Raw genomic sequence first — 20,825 nt, 5'->3', positions numbered from 1 at the left:
TGGTGGGGGTCTGGGCGGGGCGGCCGGGCGGCGGTGGATCAGCCGGTGCGCTCCCGGCGGCGCTGCGCCGCCTGTCGCATGCGCTGCCGTCGGCCGCCGGCACCGGCCGCGTCGGCGGGCACGCGGTGCTGCGGGACGGCGTCGGACGCGTCCTGCCCGCGGTCGGCGATGTGGGCGGCGTACGCGCGCACGCTGGGGAAGCCGAAGAAGTCCGTGACGCGTGCGTCGGGACGGACGTGCTCGCGCACCTCTGCCAGCAGCTGCACGACGAGCAGGGAGGAGCCGCCGACTTCGAAGAAGTCGTCGGTGACCCTCAGGCCGTCGGTGCCGAGGACTCGGTTCCAGATGTCCAGCAGCCGCTGCTCCAGTACGTGGGCGGGCTCTGCGGTGGCGTCGTCGTCGGGGCGGTGCAGCAGCACGACCGGCAGCGCGGTACGTGCGACCTTGCCGCCGCTGGTGGTGGGCAGCCGGGCGATCGCGGCGAACGCCGACGGGACCATGGCGGCCGGAAGCCGCTCGGAGACGGCCGACCGCAGGGTCGCCTCGTCGAGCCCGGCGCCGGGCCGGGGCACGTAGTGGGCGACGAGCACCTGGTGCCCGCCGTCCTCCTGCAGCACCACCGCGCACTGGGTGACGCCGGGGACGGCGTTGACGGCCTGCTCGACGTCCTCCAGCTCGATCCGGTGTCCCCGGAGCTTGATCTGGTTGTCCAGGCGGCCGGCCAGTTCCACCGTGCCGTCCGGCAGCAGCCGGGCCAGGTCTCCGGTGCGGTACACCGGGCCGTCCGCATGGAGCTGGGGGCGCAGTGGGAACCGCTCGGAGGTGAGCTCCGGCCGGCCGACGTAGCCGCGTGCCACTCCGGCGCCGCCGATGACCAGTTCGCCGTACATGCCGACCGGCAGGGCGTTGAGCCGGGCGTCGGTGACGTACAGGGCGGTGTTGGCCAGCGGCCGGCCGACGAGGACGCGTTCGGGGGTCTCGGGCAGCTCCCAGGAACTGGACCAGACCGTGGTCTCGGTGGGGCCGTACATGTTGACCACTCGGGGGATGCCGAGTGCCTTCAGTCGGCGCGCCAGCGTGAGGTCGAGCGGCTCGCCGCCGACCATCAGGATCCGCAGCGCGGCGAGGGCCTCGGCGGCGCGGGGCAGCGTGAGCACGGTGCGCAGGAAGGTGGGGGTGGCCTGCATCGCGGTGGCTCCGGAGGCCAGGATCAGGTCGGGGACGGTCGTGGGTTCGGCCGGGTCGGCACCGCCCGTGGACCGGCGCAGGGTCTCCAGGTTCTCGGCGAGCACGACCGGAATGCCGCGGGCCAGCGTCCAGAGCAGCTCGACGACGGCGATGTCGAAGGTGACCGCGGTGACGGACAGCCACGTGGTGGCGCCATCGGGGCGGACGACGTCGTCGAGGGCCCGGAAGAGGTTGGCGAGGTTGGCGTGGGTGATCTCGACGCCCTTCGGCACGCCGGTCGAGCCCGACGTGAAGATGACGTACGCCGAGCCGGCCGGTGAACGGGGCGGCGGGTCGCCGGCCACCGTGTCGAGCAGCTCGGACGCGGCGAGGCGGGGGCCGCCGAAGGCCGGGCAGACCTCGCGGTAGGTGTCGTCGGTGACGAGCGCGGCGCAGTCCGCCGCCCGCACCATCGCCTCGAGACGGGGGGCCGGTGCCGAACCGTCCAGCGGCACGTACACCAGCCCCGCGGACATCGCGCCGAGCAGGACCGCCACCAGTTCGGGGGTGCGCGGCATGAGGATGCCCACGCGGTCGCCGGGCCGCAGGCCCGCCGCCCGCAGCCCGGTCGCGGCGGACGCGGCCCGGCGCGCCAGGTCGTCGCGGGTCAGGGTGGCGCCGCGGAACGTCAGGGCCGGTTGCTGCGGTGCCTCGGCCAGCCGCGCCAGGATGTCCTCGTGGATCGGACGGTCCGGCACCGGTCGGGCGGTCGCGGCGTTCCACCCGTCGATCAGGTCGGCGCTCCCGGCGTCGAGGAGCCCCAGTTCGGCCAGGGGGCGGTCCGGCTCGCGGCACATGTCGTCGAGCAGGCTGCGATAGGCGTCGACGAACCGCCGGGCCTCGTCCTCGGTGAACTGCCGGTGGTTGTAGGTCAGCAGCCCGCGGAGGCCGTCCTCGTGCTGGGCGAGGCGGAACATGACGTCGTACTGGGTGGAGTACGTCGGTACGTCCACGGGGGTGCTGCGCACGCCCGGCAGGTCGAACTCGGTGTCGGGGAACGTCTGGAAGAGGAACACGGTCTGGAAGAGCGGGGTGTGCGCGCCCTCGCGCCGCGGGGCGACGGCCTGGACGACCTGTTCGAAGGGGAGTTCCCGGTAGGCGAAGGCATCGTGCACGGCGCTTCTGGCCGCTGCCAGGTACGCGCGGGTGCTCATCTCCTCGTCCACCCGCGTCCGTACCGGGACGAGGTTGAAGAAGAGCCCCATGGCACGTTCCAGGTCCGCGTGCGGACGGTTCGCCGAAGGGGTGCCCACCACGACGTCCTCGGTGCGCGACAGGCGTGCGAGCAGCAGGGCGTACGCCGAGACCAGTACGGTGAAGGGGGTGGTTCCGGTCTCGGCGCTCAGGGTCCGGACCCGGTCCAGCAGCTTCTCGTCGTACCGGATGTCCAGGGCCGATCCGCCGAATCCGGCGGCCGCTCCGTGTCCCCGGCCGGGCATGAGGTCGAGTGCGGGGGGCGGGTCTGCCAGGGTTCGGCGCCAGAAGTCGCGCTGCCGTTCGGCCGCCGGGCCGGCCAGCCAGCGCTCTTCCCAGTGGGCGAAGTCCGCGTACTGCAGGGGCAGGTCGGCGAGTTCGGCGTCGCGGCCGGCCAGCCGGGCCCGGTACAGCTCCGCGAGTTCCCGTTTGAGGATGCCCGTCGACCATCCGTCCGAGACGGCGTGGTGCTGGACGACGAGGAGGATCCACTGCCCGGGGCCCGTGCTGATCAGGTCGAACCGGCTCAGTGGGGCCCGGGCCAGGTCGAAGCGGTGCGAGACGAGGGTGCTCACCAGGGCGTGCGCCGCGTCCGGGGCGGCCACGTGCTCGTGGAACGGGACGGGGCAGTGCGGTGCGATCGTCTGGACCAGCGCGCCGTCGCTCTCGGTGAGCGCCGTGCGCAGGATCTCGTGCCGGTCGACGAGTTCACCGACCGCACCGCGCAGGGCCGCGACGTCGAGGTCTCCGTGCAGTTCGAGGGCGAAGTACATGTTGTAGACCGGCGGGCCGTCGGCGGCGAGTTGCTCGCTCAGCCACATCTGCTGCTGTGCCCGGGAGGCGGGGATGCGGCCCGAGCGGTCGGCGCGGGTGACCCGCGTCGCGCGTTCGGTGTCCTCGCGGCGCTGTTCCCTCAGGAACTGCAGAATGGCGTCCCGGTGGTCGCGCAGTGTCTGCTTCAGCTCGTCGGTCAGCGCGGCGGTGGGGCCGGTGACGGAGAGCCTGCCGTCCCGTTCCTCCAGGCGTATGCCCAGGTCAGCGAGGTTTCGGAGGATCCCGGTCGTGGTCGTCACAGCTCGAAGCTCCCTGTCGAGTCGGCACTGTGCGGTGCGGTCAGTGCGCTGTAGAGCGCGGCGGACGTCTGCTGCTCGCGCACGAGCGCGGCCATGGCCTCGGGTGTCTCGGCGTCCAGGAGGTCGCCGACGGAGACGCTCACGCCGAAGCGTTCCCGCAGGCGGGCCACGATCTGGGCGGCCACCAGTGAATGCCCGCCCAGGGCGAAGAAGTCGGAGTCGGGTGCGATGTCGTCCTCGCCGAGCACGGAGCGCCAGGTGTCCATGACGACGGCGACGACGTCCTGCGAACCCTCGGCGGGCACGGGAGCGGGCGCGGGTACGGGCGCGGGCTCGGGCTCGGGCTTCGCCCCGGTTGCGGGGTCCGGGTGGGCTGCGGCGCCGTCCGGGATCGTGATCGCCCAGTGCCGCCGCGGGTGGAAGGGGTAGCCGGGCAGGGCGACCACGTGGGCGGACCCGGCGCGCAGCCGGCCCCAGTCGAGGTCTGCTCCGCGTTCCCAGCACCGCGCCGCCAGCTCCAGCCAGTCCTGCCAGGACGCCAGCGCCTCCATGAGGTCCGCGGCGTCACTCGGCGCAGCGCCGGGTCCGCCGTCCATGACGGCGGACTGGGCCACGTCCAGGAAGTGGTCGACGGACAGCTCGGTTCCCGCGGGAACCGTCTCACCCAGGCTGAGGGAGCGCAGTGCGCTCTCCGGACGGGTGGGCGGGTGGGCCCGCAGGTCGTCTTCCATGGCGGCCAGATGGGTTTCGCACGCGCTCAGGTCGCCGCCGTCGCGGACGACGGCCCGGACGGCCTCGTGCCGTACGGCGCAGCGCAGGGCGACCTCGCGGTCCAGCGCACCGGCGTGGGCCGCAGCCAGGTACTCCCCCGCGCCGCGTGCGGTGAGGGTCGCGACCCGCACACCGAGGGCCGCCAGTTCTTCCAGTGCCGCGTACCCCGTCAGGAAGGCACGCTCGGTCGCGTCGGGGCGGGCCTGGGCCGTGGAGAGCGCGGGGATCCGGTCGGTCAAGGACGGCCCGGGGCGTACGGCGGAGCCGAGATCGAGCGACACTTCGAGGGGTCCGGCGGTGACCGGGGCCGCCTCGTCCTTCAGCAGCGCCGCGGCCTCGGGGAGCGAGGCTGCGACCCACGCGCGCCGCAGTTCGCGCGGCATACGACCGTCCTGGAGGGTGCGGGCGACGTCCGCGGACGCCGTCCCGCCCGCGGCGGTCAGGGCATCGGCGAGGTTCCCGCGCAGTTCGTGGAAGGCGTCGGCCGAGCGGGCGGAGACCGGGAACACCTCGGGGGTGGCGCCGTCGGTGGGCCTCGGTCCGGGTGCTGCGGCGTGGTGGCCGACCACCACGTGGGCGTTGGTGCCGCCGACGCCGAGCGCGGACACGCCGGCGCACCGCGGCTGCCCGTTGTCGGGCCAGGCCCGCAGCCGGGTGTTGACGTACAGTCCGCTGCCCTCGATGCCGGCCGACGGGAGGAGCTCGCGGTGGTGGGCGGTCGCCGGGATGACGCCTTCGCGCACGCTGAGGACGGCCTTGATGAGTCCGGCCATGCCCGCGGCCGTGTCCAGGTGGCCGATGGACGACTTCACGGCGCCGATGGCGCACGGGGTGTCGACGCCGAGCCGTTCGCGTGCCTCGCGCAGGGCGGCGAGTTCGACCGGGTCGCCCAGGGGCGTACCGGTGCCGTGCGCCTCCACGTAGCCGATGGCCCGGGGGTCCACTCCGGCGTCGGCGACGGCCGCGAGGATGACGTCGCGCTGGCCGGCGACGCTGGGCGCGGCGAAGCTCTGGCGGTCGGAGCCGTCGTTGTTGACGGCCGTCCCGTGCAGCACCGCGTGGACGCGGTCCCCGTCCCTGAGCGCGTCGGCGAGCGGCCTGAGGACGACGATGCCGACCCCGCTGCCGGGCACGGTGCCGTTCGCGGCGCTGTCGAAGGGGCGCAGCGCGCCGTCCGGGGACAGGACCGCGCTCTCCCCGGCGAGGTATCCGTGCTCGTGCGGCAGCTGCAGGGACACCGCGCCGGCCAGGGCGATGTCGCAGTCACCGGCCAGGAGGCTCTGGCGGGCCAGGTGCACCGCGGTCAGCCCGGTGGAGCACAGGGTGTTCACGAAGACGCTCGGGCCGCGCAGGTCGAGGTGGTAGGAGACCCGGAGCGGCAGCATGGCCGGGGCGTCCGACATCCTGCGGTGGCTGCCCGCCCCCTCCTCGGGGGCCGGGAGCAGCCGGCCGTACCGGTTCTCGCCGCTGCCGCAGAAGACCCCGACGCGTCCTCCCGCGGCGCGGCCCGCCCAGCCCGCGTCCTCCAGGGCGTGGACGGCTTCCTCGAGGAACAGCCGGTGCTGGGGATCCATCGCATCGGCCTCGGCAGGCGCGATGCCGAAGAAGGAGGAGTCGAAGTCCTCGACGCCGTCGACGGCGCCGGAGACCGCGACGTGTCCCTCGCGGGCGTACCGGTCCCGCGGGACGCCCTTGGCCCGGAGGGCGGACGCGTCGAGCGGGGCCAGGAAATCGGATCCCTCCATGAGGTTCGACCAGTAGCGGCCGACGTCCCGGGCTCCGGGCAGGCGACATGCCATGCCGATCACGGCAATGGCGGCGTTGGCGGCGTTCGAGTTCTGCACGCTCACGGGGCTCCCCTAGTTCTGCGGTGTGCGGACACGGCGGCCGAGGGCCTCGGCGAGGGCCGATACGGTCGGGTACTTGAACAGGTCGGTGACGGGCACGTCCACCGCCAGTTCCGTTCTGATCCGGCGGTGCAGCTGGATGAGGGTCAGCGAGCTGCCGCCCAGTTCGAAGAGGCTCACCGTCCTCGGCACGCGCTCCGGCGGGACGCCGAGGGCGCCTGCCCACAGCGCGGTGAGCCGCTCTTCCAGGGCGGTGCGCGGTGCGGTGAGCGCGTCGGTGTCCTGTCCGGCCTCCGGCACCGGCAGGGCCCGGGCGTCGGCCTTGCCCGTCGCCGTGACCGGCAGTTCGTCCAGCCGCACGACGTACGCGGGCAGTTGTTCGGCGGGAAGGCGGTCGGCCATGTGGCCGAGGAGGTCCTCGGTCGTCGTGCCGTCCGGGGCGACGACGTACGCCACCAGCGTGTCCTCGCGGCGGGGATGCACCACCACCAGGGCGTCCTTCACGTCGCCGTGCTCCCGCAGCACGCTGCTGATGCCGTCGAGGTCGACGCGCAGGCCGCGGATCTTGACCTGGCCGTCCTCCCGTCCGATGAACTCCAGGGCTCCGTCGGCACGCCCGCGTACCAGGTCGCCGGTGCGGTAGAGCCTCGTCGTCGCCCCGCCGGGGTGCCGCTCGGGCGGCGGTGCGACGAACCTCTCCGCCGTCAGCTTTTCGCGGTTGACGTACCCGTCGGCGAGGACGATGCCGCCGAGGTGCAGTTCGCCGGTGAACCCGGGGGGCAGGATCTGGCCGCCGTCGCCCAGCACGTACGTGTGCGCGCCGTCCACCGGGCGGCCGATCGGCATGAAGGCACTGGTGTCGTCGTCGGCCCCGCACACGTGGTACGTCGCGTCGATGGTCGCCTCGGTGGGGCCGTAGAGGTTGACGACCTGGGCCGTGCTCGTGCGCTGCACCATCCGCACCACGGCGCGGTCGAGCTGCTCACCGCCGCAGAACAGCCAGCGCAGTGAGGGGCATCCGCGCAGGCCCTCCTCACCGGGAAGGGCCTTGAGCAGTGTCGGTACGAACTGGGCGACCGTGACGTCGTACCGGCGCATGTCCGCGAGGAGGGCGGCGGGGTCCCGGTGCGTGTCGGACCCGGCGATCACCAAAGACGCGCCGATGGTCAGCGGAACCAGATACTCCCACACCGAGGCGTCGAACACGGGGGGTGTCTTGAAGTAGAAGCGGTCCTGGGGACCCAGGCCGAACGCGCGCCGTTTCCATGCCAGGTTGTTGGCGATGGCCCGGTGGGGAACCACAACGGCCTTGGGCAGGCCGGTGGTACCGGAGGTGGTGATGAGGTAGGCCGGTTGCGTCCCCTCGACCGGCGCATCGGTGAAGGCGGCCGCGTCCGTGACGCGGGTCGGTCCGGCGATGTCGAGGATCGGCAGGTCCGTCGTCAGTTGTTCCGCCGCCGGGGCGTCGTCGACGAGGACGGCGGCGGCGCCCGCGTCGTTGATGACGAAGGAGCGCCTCCGGGGCGGCTGGGCCATGTCGACCGGCAGGTAGGCCATGCCGGCGCGGAGCACGGCCAGGGCGGCGACGACGAACGCGGCGGACCGCGGCAGGCAGAGAGCCACGGTGCTTCGCTCGGGCAGTCCCAGCGCGGCGATCCGTGCGGCCAGGCGACGGCTGTCGTCGTCCAGGTCCTGGTAGGTCACGGTGCTCTCGCCCTCGATGAGGGCGGTGGCTCCGGGCCTGGCCGCCACCTGCTCCGCGAAGGCCGCGACCACCAGCGGTGGGGACGGGGCGTCCGGCTCCGGGCCGCCCTGCGCGGCCGCACCCGTCCGATCCTCCTCGCCGGCCAGCGCGACGCGGAGCACGGGGGGACCGGGGGTGGTCAGCACTTGTTCGAGTACGGTCCCGACGGCGAGGGCGATGCTCCGGGCGGTGTGGGCGGGGTACTGGTCCCGTACGAAGTCCAGCCGGCCCGTGAAGCCGGCGCCCTCGGCGTTGACGGACAGCAGCAGGCCCGCCTTGCCGTCGCGCGGAACCATGGGGACGCGCCGCGCCTCCACGCCCGGCAGGCGCAGTCGTTCGTCGGCGCTCGCCTCGTTGAAGGACATGAGGGCGGGGAACACCGAGGCCGAGACGGACTGCGTCCCGCTGCGTACGGCCGCCCACGCCTTCGTGAGCGAACCACCCTGATGGGCCAGGCAGTCGAGCACCGAGTCCTGGACCTCGTCGATGTACGCGTCCGCGGTCCTGTCCTGCCGGGCGGGCGGGCGGAAGGGGAGCATCTCGGAGTACAGCCCGACCGTGTGCGGGTACTGGGAGCGACGCCAGTCGACGGCCGGGTATCCGATAACGATGTCATCGGTGCGGAAGTAGTGCTGCAGGGTGAGCGAGTAGGCACCGAGCAGGGCGGCGAACGGCGTGATCCCCCGTTGCTCGCAGCGGTGGCGGAAGTCCTCCGGCAGCGGTACCCCGACCGAGGAGGTGCGCGGGTCCGACCCGCCTTCGGCCGAGCGCTCGGGCGCTGTCGGCGCGGTGGTCACGCCTCGCAGGTAATCGGCCCAGAAAGCCTGGTCCTGGCCGCCTTCGGACGACTCTTCATAGCCCTTCTGCGCGATCGCATACGCGAAATACCCGTCCTGTTCGCCGTCGTCGAGCGCTCCCGCGCCACGGTCCGCGGGGGCGGAGCAGAAGGCGGACACGTCGTTCAGGAGCAACCCCACGGATGGCGCGTCCACGGCGATGTGGTCCAGCAGCAACAGCAGGACGGCCTCCTGCGGACCACTGCGGAAGAGGTCCGCGCGCAGCCGTAACGGAGCGTCGGCATCGAAGGGTGTACGGGCCACCTCGGCCGCGCAGGCGTACCCGTCCTGGCCCGGAACCTGGTGCACTCGCAGTAAGCGGTCCGGTATATCGTCGCTGACCTGCGATAACACGCCTTGTGCGTCGGGGCGTGAGCGCAACACGGGATGGCGGGCGACAAGCAGGCACAGGGCCCGGTCCAGAGCGGCCTCGTCCAGCGGGCCGACCAGCCGGTGGACGACCGGAATGTTGTAGGCATCGCCGGCACCCAGCCGCTGCGCCGCCCACATGGCTCGTTGTTGACGCGTCAAGGGCAGCACTCGGCGCCCCGCGAAGGCAGGCATGTTTCCCCCGTAGCCGCGCCTACGAGTCCAGGTTCGGGAATCGCGGGCGCACATCAGTAAAGACGCCAACGATCTTGGGTCGTTATCGCTGTACACGTCAATGAAATTTTGGTCCCGCGACTGGAAATCGCTGCTCCGGCTTCAGCCGGAACGGCCGGTAAGCCGCGTGTGGACTGATGCCCCACGACCCCCGGCACCGTCGTGCCTCATGGCCGAAAAGCGAGCCATTTCCATAGAGCTCGGGGACGGCGGAGGACGGCACTTCGGTGGGCGCCCGGGTCAGGGCGTCACGACCCGGCGGGTCCGGCCACGCCGAGGGCGTCCAGCACGGCACGTACGGCCGCGTCCGACGGCGGCTCCGGCCCCGACTCCAGCACGGCGACGACGGACGCCGGCTCCCCCCGCTCGCACAGGGCCCTGGCCAGCGTCGCGAAGACGCTCGGGTGCAGTCCGGTCTCCGTCTGTACCCGCAGGACGCTCAGCAGGGTCCGCAGCGGCAGCGGTCCGGGCCTCTGGTCCAGACGCCGGACGGCGGAGATCGCCGCAAGGGGGTCGCGGCTCGCCGCGACCCTGCCGAGCAGTCGGGTGACCGAGTCCTGCGGGAGGTGGACCAGGCGGGTGTACTGCCCGTAGTGCTCGTCCAGGTCGGCGGCCGCGTGCTCGGCCAGATACCCGGCCAGTACGTCGACCAGCGCGTCCGGAAGCGCGCGGCAGGTCGCGACGGCCCGCGCGGCCGCCTCGGTGTCGTCGGCCACCGCCCGGCGGAACACCTCCACCATCCGCCCTTCCAGGCCCGGTTCCAGCACGGCGCCGCCCGCCTCCCCGGCCTCCCCCAGCATGCGGACCGCGTGCAGCACACCGCCCGGCCGGTCCGCCAGGTGGCTCAGCAGCCGTCCGAAGCGGGCGGGGCCGCGCCCGAGCAGCACCAGACGCCCCAGCATGGCGAGGGTGTCGTCCCAGCGGCCGCCGTCCGCGAGGTGCTGGTCCAGGGCGGCCAGGGCCTCCGCTTCCGGGAGCCCCGTCAGGTGCCGGGCCGTCAGGTACTCGGCGAAAGAACGGTGGAGGAAGAGGTACGGCTGCGCGCGCCCGCCGCCGGGATCACCCAGCGGCTGCAGCACACCCGCTTCCACCGACAGCGTCCGCAGTACGCCGGCCGCGTCCCGTCGCAGCTCGGTGAAGGCCGGCCCGGCGGTCCGCAGCGCACGCAGTACCTCCTCCCTCGGCATCACGTCCCTCCAGCCGCCCTCGGACCGGTGGGCGAAGTGGAAGGCGACCGGGCCGAGCAGGTCCAGCAGACGGTCCGCCTCGATGTCCTCGGCCGCGGGCGGGCGTTGCTCGTGGACCAGGAACCGGCGCAGCATCCGCTCGTAGAGCTCGCCCTTGGCGGCCGGGAGGTCCGGCGCCCCGTCCGCCACGCCTTCGGTGATCTCCTCGGCCAGCGCGCACAGCAGGGCCAGCAGCAGCGGTACCTCGCCCAGGCCCGGGGTGCGGACCCGCTCGAAAACGGAAGCACGGGCGGCGGAGGTCAGTGGCCATGAGCGCACGAGCGCAACCACGGCCTCCCGGTCGAACGGCTCCAGGACCAGCTCCTGCCACTGCGGGCCGCCCGCGGTGGGGGGCGGGCCGGGGTGGCCCGCCCGCCTCCCGGCGACCACGATCGGCAGGGCGGGCGGGGCGGTGGACAGCAGGGCGTACCACCGGGCGCGGTCCTGCGGGCCGGGGAGTTCGTCGTAGGCGTCGAGGAGCAGGACGAACCGGCCGTCGGCGGCCGCGCGTTCCACCTCCGCGCGGTCGCCCGCCGCCAGGACGCCCAGGTCGGCGAGATGGCCGGCGAGGGCGTCCGTGAGCAGCAGCTCGGTTCGGCAGGCCAGGTCTCCGCACCGCAGGAGGACGGGTACGGGCGGCGCTCCGGGGTCGCCGGGCGGGACCGGCGCCACGAGGGCGGCCTCGGCCAGCCGGCGGGCGTGCAGGCGCAGCAGCCAGGTCTTTCCCAGCCCGGCGTCGGCGAGCAGCACGATGCGCGGATGCGCGGCGGTCGCCTTCTCCCAGGACTCGCGACGGCCCCTGCCCGCGGACGGACGGACGAAACGCGGCTGGTCGAGGACGACCGGGTCGAGCCCGGTGGGCAGGTAGTGGGGCACGCCGGCCCGCTCGACGGCCCGTGCGAAGTACGACGCCAGGCCGAGGAGTACGGACCGGCGCGGTCGCGACCGCCGTACGGTCACGGGCCGGTGCTCCGGGGCCGGGGCCGACCGGCCGCGACTCGCCCCGGGCGTCGTCGCCCGGGCCGCGCTCCGCTCGTCGGCGGCCTTCTGCCGCAGGCCGAGCCACCAGCCCTCTCCCCTCGGCCGGAGGCCGCTGCGGTCGTGGGCCCGGGGTTCGAGGAGCTGGACGAGGTGGCGGAACGGCTCGTCCGCCTCGGGTACACAGGTTCCGGACAGCCAGCCGCTGAGCTTGGACTTCCCCAGCTTGACGACCGGCTTCCGGGTCTCCGCCCTCGCCGCGATGCCTGACAGGGGCAGGCCCGCCGCGGCGACCAGATGTCGCAGTTCCGCGGCGAGGCGTTCACGAGCCGTCGTGTCCTCCACGGAGCTCTCCCCGTTCGGTCCGAACCTTCGTTGAACGCCATTTCACCAGTTCCGACCTGGCCCGACGCCCCGTTCAGCGCAATGCGTGCTCGCTGAACCACGCCTGGACCAGGCTCTCTTTGTCCTGTCGGACGGCGGACGCACGAGGGAGAGAGCCATGGAAATCTTCACCACCGGGGAGCATGACCGGCGGCGGCCGCGGCGCCGCCGCGGCGGGCGACGCCGGACCTTGCGGTCCCTGACCCGCACGGCCGGACACGGAGTCGTCCGCGGAGCGGCGTCCGCCTGCGGTGCCTCCGCGATCGGGTGGATCATCTGGTGGATCCAGCAGCGCTGATCCAGCGGAATGTCGTGGTCCACGGCAGCCGCGACGGTGGGATTCCTCCAGGGTCCCACCGGCCCCGGTACCGCGCCCACACCGGCTGGACGGCACCGTGCGGCAGGGAAGCGGCCCGCACCTCGGGCTTGGTGGCGTCCTGTTCCGGGGCTTGCGGAGTCACCGCCTCGTCACTACTTTCGGGTAACCCGGCATCCGGTAGCGGGATTTCGCAGATGTCTCCCGCCCTGCACGCGTCGGAACACGCACGTCGCAGACATGTCATGCCCATGACATACCACCGTCCTGGAGGAGTTCGACCGTGCAGGAATCCGAGCAGGGCCCGTCGCTGAGCCGTCGACGCACACTGCAGTTCGCCGCCGGCGCGGCCACCGCCGGTGCCGCCGCCGTCGCGGGAATCACCCCGGCCGCCGCGGCGCCCGGGCCATCGGCCTCCGCGTCGGCGGCCGCCGACGTCATCGTCGTCGGCGCCGGACTCGCCGGTCTGGTGGCCACGAGCGAACTGGCGGCTGCGGGGCGCAGGGTGGTGCTGCTGGACCAGGAGCCGGAGGCGAGCCTCGGTGGCCAGTCGTACTGGTCCCTCGGCGGCCTCTTCATGGTCGACTCCCAGGAGCAGCGGCTGTGCGGGATCAAGGACTCGCTCGAACTGGCCCGTCAGGACTGGTACGGAACGGCCGGCTGGGACCGCGGTGTGGACGACCGGCTGGGCGAGGACCACTGGGGACGCAAGTGGGCCGACGCCTACCTGGAGTTCGCCGCCGGAGAGAAGCGCGCCTGGCTCGCGGGCATGGGGATGACCTGGGTGCCGGTCGTGGGCTGGGCGGAGCGTGGAGGCATGCTGGCCGACGGCCCCGGCAACTCGGTGCCCCGCTTCCACGTGACGCTCGGAACGGGACCCGCGGTGATGGAGCCGTTCGAGAAGCGGGTACGGGCCGCTGCCGCCAAGGGCCTCGTGACGTTCAGGTTCCGGCATCGCGTGGACGAGCTGGTCACGACCGGCGGGGCGGTGACAGGGGTCCGCGGGTCGGTCCTGGAGCCGAGCGCGGCGGCCCGGGGCACGGCGAGCTCGCGCACGACGGTCGGGACGTTCGATCTGCGCGCCCCGATGGTCATCGTCACGTCGGGAGGGATCGGCGGCGACCTGGGACTGGTCCGGGCGAACTGGCCCAGCCGCCTGGGGGCGCCTCCGCGCACCATGGTGACCGGCGTACCCGCCCACGTGGACGGCCGCATGCTGGCCATCACCGAACGTGCGGGCGGGCGTTTGGTCAACCGGGACAGGATGTGGCACTACACGGAGGGCCTGAAGAACCACAGCCCGGTCTGGGCGGGCCACGGGATCCGCATCCTGCCCGCGCCGTCCTCGCTGTGGTTCGACGCGAGGGGCCGGCGGTTCGCCCCGCCCGCCGTTCCCGGGTACGACACGCTCGGAACCCTGAAGATGATCAAGGACACGGGGTACGACTACTCGTGGTTCGTCCTCAACCAGCGGATCATCAAGAAGGAGTTCACCCTGTCGGGGTCCGAGCAGAACCCCGAGCTCACCGGCAAGAACCTGATCGCCTATCTCGCCAACCGGCTGCTCAACAAGACTCCCGTCCCGGTGCAGAGGTTCCTCGACCACGGAGAGGACTTCGTCGTCGCGGACACCCTGGAGCAGCTGGTCGCCGGCATGAACAGGCTGACCGGCACCGACCTGATCGACCACTCCGAGCTGTCCCGGCAGATCACCGCGCGCGACCGCGAGGTGAGCAACCGCTTCGGCAAGGACGCCCAGGTCATGGGCATCCGCAACTCCCTGTCCTATGTCGGGGACGACCTCTCGCGCACGGTGGACCTGCACCGGATCCTCGACCCGGCGGCCGGGCCCCTGATCGCCGTACGGCTCAACCTGCTCAGCCGCAAGACCCTCGGCGGACTCCAGACCGACCTGTCCGGCCGGGTCCTGAACGCGGACGGCGCGGTGGTGCCCGGCCTGTACGCCGCCGGCGAGGTGTCCGGCTTCGGTGGCGGCGGTGTCCACGGCTACCGCTCGCTCGAGGGCACGTTCCTCGGCGGATGCCTGTTCACCGGCCGCCAGGCGGGGCGGGCGGCCGCGGCCGAGAGCGCGTGAACGCACCTCACCCGACCCGGCCGGTCAGTCCTCGACCGGCTGGGGTCGGGGAGGCTGCGGCGTGAGGCGCCCCAGGCCCTTGCGGTCGTAGTAGGCGGTCATCGCGAAGCCGAAGACGAGCGCCAGCACCGTACCGAGCGCGATCATGATCCACGAGCGGGTGAGACCGGCATCGCCGCGCGCGTCGAAGTAGAGGATCGCCCGTACGCCGTCACTGAGCTGACGCATCGGCTCGAAGTGCGACAGGAACCGGTAGAAGCCGGGAACGGCCTGCAGCGGTACGGTCGCACCCGACGAGGGCAGTCCCAGCACGATGAACACGAACATCGACACGAGCTGCCCGATACCGCCGAAGGCGGCGTTGATGGCCTGCACGCCCAGTCCCACGGCGAGCGCCGCGCAGTACGAGTAGACCCACAGCAGCGGCAGGTGGGAAGCGTCCATCCCGAGGATGCCGACGCACGCCACCATCACCAGCGTGGTACTGACGAGCGTGATGCCGGCCGTCATCAGCATCTTCAGCAGCAGCGTCTGCGTACGGTTGATCGGCACCGTCGGACGGCGCGTGTGCCAGGGTCCGATCTCGTTGTCGGCGTAGCCGAGGGCGGTGTCCACCCCGTTGCTGATGACGTTGCCGCCCATGAAACCGGCCAGGACCAGCAGCAGCGTGTAGTAGAAGGCCGTCAGGCCCAACCCGCTGCGGGAACCGATCGGATGTCCGACCTCGGTCACCACGTCCACCGGATCGGCCAGCAGCAGCCGGGTGGCGGGAGCGGCGGAGGCACCGGCGGCCGCCGTGAGCTGCTCGCCGATCGACCGGGACGCGCGGTGGGCCGCCTGCGTCGAGATCTGGCCGGCCAGCGAGGATCCGAGGCTGCCCTTGCCGGGGTTGGTGAGCACGGTCAGGGTCGGCAGGCGGGTGGCAGCGCCCGTGGACAGCGCCGTGACGGCATCGGTGAACCCGGCGGGGACCACCAGCGCGCCGTAGACCTTGCCGGAATCGAGCTGGTCCCGCGCCTGAGCGAGACTGAGCCGTCGCCATTGGGCCTTCCCGCCCGCCGGGGCGGCGGCGACGGACGCGGTGATCTGCGCACCCAGGTTCTGCGGCTGCCCCGGCGGCGGCTTGCCCGTGTCCTCGTTGACCAGGGCGATGGGGAGGTTGCGCAGCTGCGCGTCGGGGTTGACGATGCCGCCCATGTAGAGGAGGGACAGCAGCAGGGCCAGCAGCCCCGTCAGGATCGTGGGCACCAGCCACAGTTGCGGGCGGCGCACGAGGGCCGCTGCGGTGGCTTCGGGGGCGACGGTCGGGGACATCGGGCTCCGTAGCTTCCCGGCGGGCCGGGCTCGAACGACAGGGGAGGCGGCCGCGCCGCACGCGCCCCCAGCATCTCCCCGAACCGGTGACGGCGGCCGCGCACCTCGCGCAGTACCGCCGAACCCGCCCGAGGGACCACCGGAACAGCCCACCCCGGATCCGGTTCGCGGCACTGCCGAACGCCCCGGCCGCCTCGGCACAGCGCACCTGGCACCGCGGGAGGCCGCACCGCAACTCGGGCTTTGCATACCGTACTTCGCGCGGCGTACCGAGCACGGCTGCGGCGCGATCGACGCCAACCAGGACATTCCCCCGGGCCGGTCGGACCGGGAGCGGGGCAGGGGTTGGCACCGCCGGCCCGGCTCGTAGGATGAGCCGTCGAACATTGCAATCGCAGATTCTTACGGGGGCTCGGGTGAGCAGCACGTCCTTCGACGCGGAGTGGGCCGGACTCAAGGAAGGGACGGTCGCCGCAACGCAGATGCGGCTCGCGAGCGCCGCACCCGACGGCAGTGGGGGCGGCGGGGGCGGTGGGAGCGAGGACCTCAAGTCCGACCAGGCGGTGTGGAACAGGGCGAGCAACGACGTCGGGCAACTCGTATCGGGGATCAAGAAGGCGCAGACCGCGTTCGAGGCCGCCCAGAAGGGTGCGGCGGTCTCCGGCGTGGACAGCGCGGCCGCACAGGGCGAGCTCTACCAGTCCTGGAAGACGTACCTGGACGGGCTCGCGGGCAAGTGCAGCGCCCTGCAGGGCCCGATGGTCCAGGCCGGCAAGGGGCAGGTCGCGAACGACGACGCGCTGCGCGCCGACTTCACCCGAATGAACGACCAGTACAAGGACACGCCCGCCACCGGAGGACGGTAGGCACCGCAAGGCCCGGGACCGCCGGACGCTCGCACGTGCGCGGGCCTGGCCTGGCCGGGCCGGGCCGGGCCGGTACTGCGCCGACGTACCGGCCCGGTCAGGCGTGCAGGCCGCGGGAGTGATCCGGAGTGCGCAGTGCCGCCAGCCGCAGTTCGGCCAGCCGCAGGTGATCGGGATCCAGCAGCGGCAGCACCCTCAGCAGGTCCACCAGCTCCGGCCCCACGTCCAGCGCACCGGTCCGGTCCCTGATCTGCGTCCAGCAGTACAGAGCCCCGGCGGCGGCGTCACGGACCTCGACGGCGTCGGCCCCCTGCCACTGCAGCCGCGCCCGCCCCGCACCCGTCCACAGCCGGGTCGCCGACAGGAAATCGCCCGCCATCCGCGCGAGGTCCGCGCGGATCTCCGCGCACTGGACCGCCTCCGGCGAAACCCGCCCCCAGCGCTCCGACACCTCCCGCTCCCACGCCCTCGCCACGGCCTCCGCCTCCCCGTGACGGCCACCCACCGCCAACGCGTGCAGACGCGCCCGCGGATCCCCCGCCACCGCGGCTCCGGGTCCGGGCTCCGCTGCGCGGCCCACCGGCACGGGTCCGGGCACGGACGCGGGCTCCGGGGCGGGACGGGGGTGTACGGGTGCCGCCGCCGAGCGCATCTCCAGTTCCCGCGCGGACGGCACCACCAGCGTGCCCGGCGCCAGCCCGGCCGACCCCGCCGCCAGCACGTGCACCTCCACGTTGGACGGCCGTACCGGAGCACGCCCGAGCTGATCGATCCACTGCCGCGTATAGCCGCTGACCCCGCCTGAGGTGCCGTCCCCGGCCGGTGTCCCCGGCCCGCGCACCACCCCGAACGCCTCCACACCCGCGAGCCCGGCCAACCCCGGCAGCGTCCCGTACTCCCCCACCAGCGGCCAGGCCGCCCTGTCCGCCACCAGATCGACCACCAGCGTGGCCACACCCGCGGACCGCGCACGCAATTCGCCGACGAGCCACTCCCACGGCAACGACGTGTACCGCACGCTGCCCGCCGTCGTCCCCGCCAACGCCACGTACAACCGCCGGCCCCGACGATCGGCGGTCAGCCGCCCCGACACGTACACGAACAACGGACCCGCCGCCCCCGCCGCGACCCGCAACCGCGCCAGGACCGTGTTCGGATCACGCACCCCCTCCAGACACACCATGTCCGCCGGCGCCCCACACCCCAGCAACACACTCGCGGGCACCATCGCCAGCGCGGCCACGTTCACACCCGGGGCCACCAGCACGCCGCCGCGGCGCACCGCCGCGTCCCCCGCCAACAGCAGCACGTGCCCCCGCTGTCCACCGCCATCGACCACACCACCGAAAACCATGGCCCGACGGTACCCACCCCACAACCCCCACCGCACACGCCCCGGCCGCCCCCACCCGTGCACGCCGACTGCGGCGCCCTCGGGGGCCCTCAGCTCGCCGGCAGTGCACCGGTGCGTGCGGCGGCCGGCGCACGGGGTGGTCACCCGGAACGGATGCGAGCGGCCTCAGGACTCACCGTCGATGCCCGTCACCGCGCAGGGCCCCAGCGGCGCGTCCTTCTCCGAGAAGCCCAGCGGTTCGAGGGCGGCGACCAGCAGACGGACGGCGGTGGCCTCGGCCGCCACCCGGTCGGGGGCGTCGACCTCGAGCCGGACGGAGAACGTACCGCCCTCGTGGACCGTGAGGAGCTCCACGTCCTCCGTCTCGCTCAGGCCGGTGTGGTGCGACGCGAGCCTCTTCGTCAGCTCGGAACGCGTTGCATCGTCGATGTCCCTCAGGAACGTGCCGGGCACGGTGATGACATAGGTGGTCACTGCTGTCTCCTGTCGGTCGGCTGGGCCAGAACGTACGGATGCCCCGGTACCGGGACCCGAACCTCCCACGGCCGGCCGGACCATCCCTCCGGACACAACGCCGGAAGGCCCTGAGCGTCACCGGCACCCGGCCGTCGCCGCCGGGTAATCAGCGCAGTCCGGCGGTCACCCGAGTCCGCTGTAGGCGGCCATGACGATGTCCATCCCGCGGTTGTCCTCCTGCCGGTCCCGGTCGATCATCTGATTCATCACGTAGGCGACCGTCATCCGCGCACCGGGGTCGCTCACCACCAGCGAGCCGCCCCATCCGCCCCACCCGAAGGTGCCGCCGAACCCGCCGAACCCCACCGTCCACGACACGGGTGTCCGCAACACCCGGTCGTCGCCCCGGAACACCTCCTGCCACGCGGGCTCGCATCCTCGGGAAGACAGCAGCCGCACGCCCCCGGCCGACCCGTGGTTCGCCAGGACCGACTGCACGAGGGCGACCGACCGGGCATTGCCGAAACCGTTCACCGCCGGAATCTGCGCACGCCGCCAGGCCACGGAGTTGACGTCCCTGACCCGGACCGCCGCACCCCCGTACTCCCGCCGCACGCCGTCCGGCCCCACCGGGGCACCGGCGGCGAACTCGTCGGTCAGCGACGGCGGCGCGATGAGCGGCGCGACACGGTGGTCCTGCTCGGTCGGCAGCCCGAAGTGGAAGTCCGCGCCCAGCGGCCCGGCCACCTGCTCCGCGAAGAACTCACCCAGGCCGAGGCCGGTGACACGGCGCACGATCTCCCCGACCAGGAATCCGAAGGTGAGCGCGTGATAGCCGGCGTCCGTCCCCGGCTCCCACTCCGGGGCCTGCGCGGCCAGCCCCGCTGTCATCCGCTCCCAGTCGTACAGTTCCTCGACCGCCGCACGTCCCGACGGCTCCGGCAGTCCCGCGGTGTGCGACAGCACGTGGCGCACCAGCACCTTCTCCTTGCCGGCCGCCGCGAACTCGGGCCAGTACTCGGCGACCGGCGCGGACAGATCGAGCTCGCCCCGGTCGGCCAGGACCAGCGCGCACAGCGCGGTCATGTTCTTGCTCGTCGAGTTCACACAGGTCAGCGTGTCGCGCCCCCACCCGCGCGAGCGGTCCGCGTCGGCGTACCCGCCCCACAGGTCGGCCACCGGCTCGCCGTCCAGGAAGACGGCCGCCGAGGCGCCCACATCACACGTGCCCAGCAAACCCGCGAGCACCTCACGGACCGCGGCGAACCGCGGGTCGCACCATCCCTCGATATCCATCATGCACACGAGCCTCGCGCGACACCCCGGGTCCCCACCCGACCTTTCCCGCACCACCTTTGTCGGGCCGTCCACGACACGGGTCCGGCACCCGGCCGCCGGGCGGCCGCGCCCCGCGGCCGATGGCAGGCTGGGCGGTCCCCCGCGGTGCGGACGTCACGAGACACACGAGACAAGGGAGACACCGGCGTGCTGGAACGGCTCAACCAGGCACTCGACCACCTGGAGACCCGCCTCGACGAGGACATCGACATGGCCGAGGTGGCCCGGATCGCCGCCGTGTCCGAGTACCACTTCCGGCGGCTGTTCTCCGCCCTCGCCGGAATGCCGCTCCCGCTCTACGTCCGGCGACGGCGCATGACGCTCGCCGGAGCCGACGTACTGGCCGGGAGGCTGACACTCCTCGACATCGCGGTCCGCTACGGATACGGCTCGGGGGAGGCGTTCGCCCGCGCGTTCCGGTCCGTACACGGCATCGGGCCCGGCGAGGCCCGCCGCACGGGTGCGGTACTCACCGCGCAGCCGCGCATGTCCTTCCGCCTCATCGTCGAAGGCAGTACGAGCATGCGCTACCGGATCCTGGAGAAGGAACGGTTCCGGATCATCGGCAGGAAAGCCACCGTCCCGCTCGTGCACGACGGAATCAACACGGCTGCCGCAGCGCACGTCGAAAGCCTCGACGAGCCGGCCATCGCGCGGATGAAGGAGCTCGCCGGTTCGGATCCGGCAGGGATCCTCTCCGCCGCGGTGCACCTCACCGACAGCCGCGAAGAAGGCGCCGAAGTGGACTACTGGGTGGGCGTCGCCACCGACCCCGAAACGCATGCGGAGGGCCTCGACACCCTCGACGTGCCGGCCGGCACCTGGGCCGTCTTCGACAACCACGGCCCCTACCCGAGCGCCCTCCAGGAACTGTGGCGCGACGTGTTCACGCAGTGGTTCCCCTCGAACCCCTACACCGGCCGGCCGGGCCCCGAACTCCTCCTCACCCGGCCCGTGGAGACCGGAACGGCGACCGACTCGCAACTGTGGATCCCCGTCGAACGCGGCATCGGTTCCGCCGGAGGCTGAACACCGGCGACCACAGCCGCGGGGACACCCCGACCCCCGGCACACCGCGTCGGACGACCGCAGCGAGCATCCCCAGCGCCTCGACTAGTCTCAAACGGGTGATCGAGTACATCAACCACCTCGGCGCCCGCCCGCCCGTCCCCGGACCCGCACCCACCCCCACCACACCCGTCG

Annotated in this window: 12 protein-coding genes; 4 read left to right on the top strand and 8 right to left on the bottom strand. The window is 73.0% G+C overall.

The annotated features are described in order from the left end of the window. Positions 1 to 38: 38 nt before the first annotated feature. The 4 genes from AB0O53_RS36880 to AB0O53_RS36865 all read right to left on the bottom strand — a co-directional run bounded on the left by AB0O53_RS36880 (position 39) and on the right by AB0O53_RS36865 (position 11,844). Complete coding sequence (locus tag AB0O53_RS36880) at positions 39 to 3,494, bottom strand: non-ribosomal peptide synthetase (protein WP_365201474.1); 3,456 nt, start codon at positions 3,492 to 3,494, stop codon at positions 39 to 41. Then, complete coding sequence (locus AB0O53_RS36875) at positions 3,491 to 6,115, bottom strand: beta-ketoacyl synthase N-terminal-like domain-containing protein (RefSeq protein WP_365201471.1); 2,625 nt, start codon at positions 6,113 to 6,115, stop codon at positions 3,491 to 3,493. The genes AB0O53_RS36880 and AB0O53_RS36875 overlap by 4 nt, the downstream gene beginning before the upstream one ends. A gap of 9 nt (positions 6,116 to 6,124) precedes the next feature. Next, the gene (locus AB0O53_RS36870) at positions 6,125 to 9,256 is read right to left on the bottom strand and encodes a non-ribosomal peptide synthetase (RefSeq protein ID WP_365201469.1); all 3,132 of its coding nucleotides are present in this window, start codon (positions 9,254 to 9,256) and stop codon (positions 6,125 to 6,127) included. 287 nt (positions 9,257 to 9,543) lie between these two features. After that, positions 9,544 to 11,844 (bottom strand): NACHT domain-containing protein, encoded by a 2,301-nt coding sequence (locus tag AB0O53_RS36865; protein WP_365201466.1) that lies wholly within the window; start codon positions 11,842 to 11,844, stop codon positions 9,544 to 9,546. A 157-nt stretch (positions 11,845 to 12,001) separates the two neighbouring features. On the opposite strand from AB0O53_RS36865, the gene AB0O53_RS36860 reads away from it, so the two are divergent. Further along, positions 12,002 to 12,181 carry a hypothetical protein gene (locus tag AB0O53_RS36860; RefSeq protein WP_351001820.1) on the top strand — a complete coding sequence of 60 codons (180 nt, stop codon included), beginning with the start codon at positions 12,002 to 12,004 and terminating at the stop codon, positions 12,179 to 12,181. A gap of 301 nt (positions 12,182 to 12,482) precedes the next feature. After that, on the top strand, positions 12,483 to 14,294 hold the full coding sequence (locus AB0O53_RS36855) for an FAD-binding dehydrogenase (protein ID WP_351001818.1): 1,812 nt from the start codon (positions 12,483 to 12,485) through the stop codon (positions 14,292 to 14,294). Positions 14,295 to 14,318: 24 nt separating this feature from the next. Here AB0O53_RS36855 and AB0O53_RS36850 read toward each other — a convergent pair whose 3' ends face one another. Then, entirely contained in the window at positions 14,319 to 15,608 is a 1,290-nt protein-coding gene (locus AB0O53_RS36850) for a YhgE/Pip domain-containing protein (RefSeq protein WP_351001816.1), read from the bottom strand. Between the two features lie 416 nt (positions 15,609 to 16,024). On the opposite strand from AB0O53_RS36850, the gene AB0O53_RS36845 reads away from it, so the two are divergent. After that, the gene (locus tag AB0O53_RS36845) at positions 16,025 to 16,474 is read left to right on the top strand and encodes a hypothetical protein (protein WP_351001814.1); all 450 of its coding nucleotides are present in this window, start codon (positions 16,025 to 16,027) and stop codon (positions 16,472 to 16,474) included. A 97-nt stretch (positions 16,475 to 16,571) separates the two neighbouring features. Here AB0O53_RS36845 and AB0O53_RS36840 read toward each other — a convergent pair whose 3' ends face one another. The 3 genes from AB0O53_RS36840 to AB0O53_RS36830 form a co-directional block, all read right to left on the bottom strand. Continuing rightward, positions 16,572 to 17,828: a hypothetical protein gene (locus AB0O53_RS36840; protein ID WP_365201462.1), complete on the bottom strand. Its 1,257-nt coding sequence runs from the start codon at positions 17,826 to 17,828 to the stop codon at positions 16,572 to 16,574. Positions 17,829 to 17,993: 165 nt separating this feature from the next. Further along, entirely contained in the window at positions 17,994 to 18,302 is a 309-nt protein-coding gene (locus AB0O53_RS36835; RefSeq protein WP_365201459.1) for a hypothetical protein, read from the bottom strand. Between the two features lie 165 nt (positions 18,303 to 18,467). Beyond that, entirely contained in the window at positions 18,468 to 19,583 is a 1,116-nt protein-coding gene (locus tag AB0O53_RS36830) for a serine hydrolase domain-containing protein (protein WP_351001808.1), read from the bottom strand. A 186-nt stretch (positions 19,584 to 19,769) separates the two neighbouring features. On the opposite strand from AB0O53_RS36830, the gene AB0O53_RS36825 reads away from it, so the two are divergent. After that, the gene (locus AB0O53_RS36825; RefSeq protein WP_365201456.1) at positions 19,770 to 20,651 is read left to right on the top strand and encodes an AraC family transcriptional regulator; all 882 of its coding nucleotides are present in this window, start codon (positions 19,770 to 19,772) and stop codon (positions 20,649 to 20,651) included. Positions 20,652 to 20,825 lie beyond the last annotated feature (174 nt).

It is taken from the genome of Streptomyces erythrochromogenes (assembly GCF_040684695.1).
Lineage (GTDB): Bacteria > Actinomycetota > Actinomycetes > Streptomycetales > Streptomycetaceae > Streptomyces > Streptomyces erythrochromogenes_C.
This window is presented reverse-complemented; position numbering and strand designations above follow the sequence as displayed.

Bases quoted from the DNA above. Each gene is read 5' to 3' on its own strand.
- AB0O53_RS36860 (WP_351001820.1), top strand. From the start codon at position 12,002: ATGGAAATCTTCACCACCGGGGAGCATGACCGGCGGCGGCCGCGGCGC.
- AB0O53_RS36850 (WP_351001816.1), bottom strand. From the start codon at position 15,608: ATGTCCCCGACCGTCGCCCCCGAAGCCACCGCAGCGGCCCTCGTGCGC.
- AB0O53_RS36870 (WP_365201469.1), bottom strand. From the start codon at position 9,256: ATGCCTGCCTTCGCGGGGCGCCGAGTGCTGCCCTTGACGCGTCAACAA.
- AB0O53_RS36840 (WP_365201462.1), bottom strand. From the start codon at position 17,828: ATGGTTTTCGGTGGTGTGGTCGATGGCGGTGGACAGCGGGGGCACGTG.
- AB0O53_RS36830 (WP_351001808.1), bottom strand. From the start codon at position 19,583: ATGATGGATATCGAGGGATGGTGCGACCCGCGGTTCGCCGCGGTCCGT.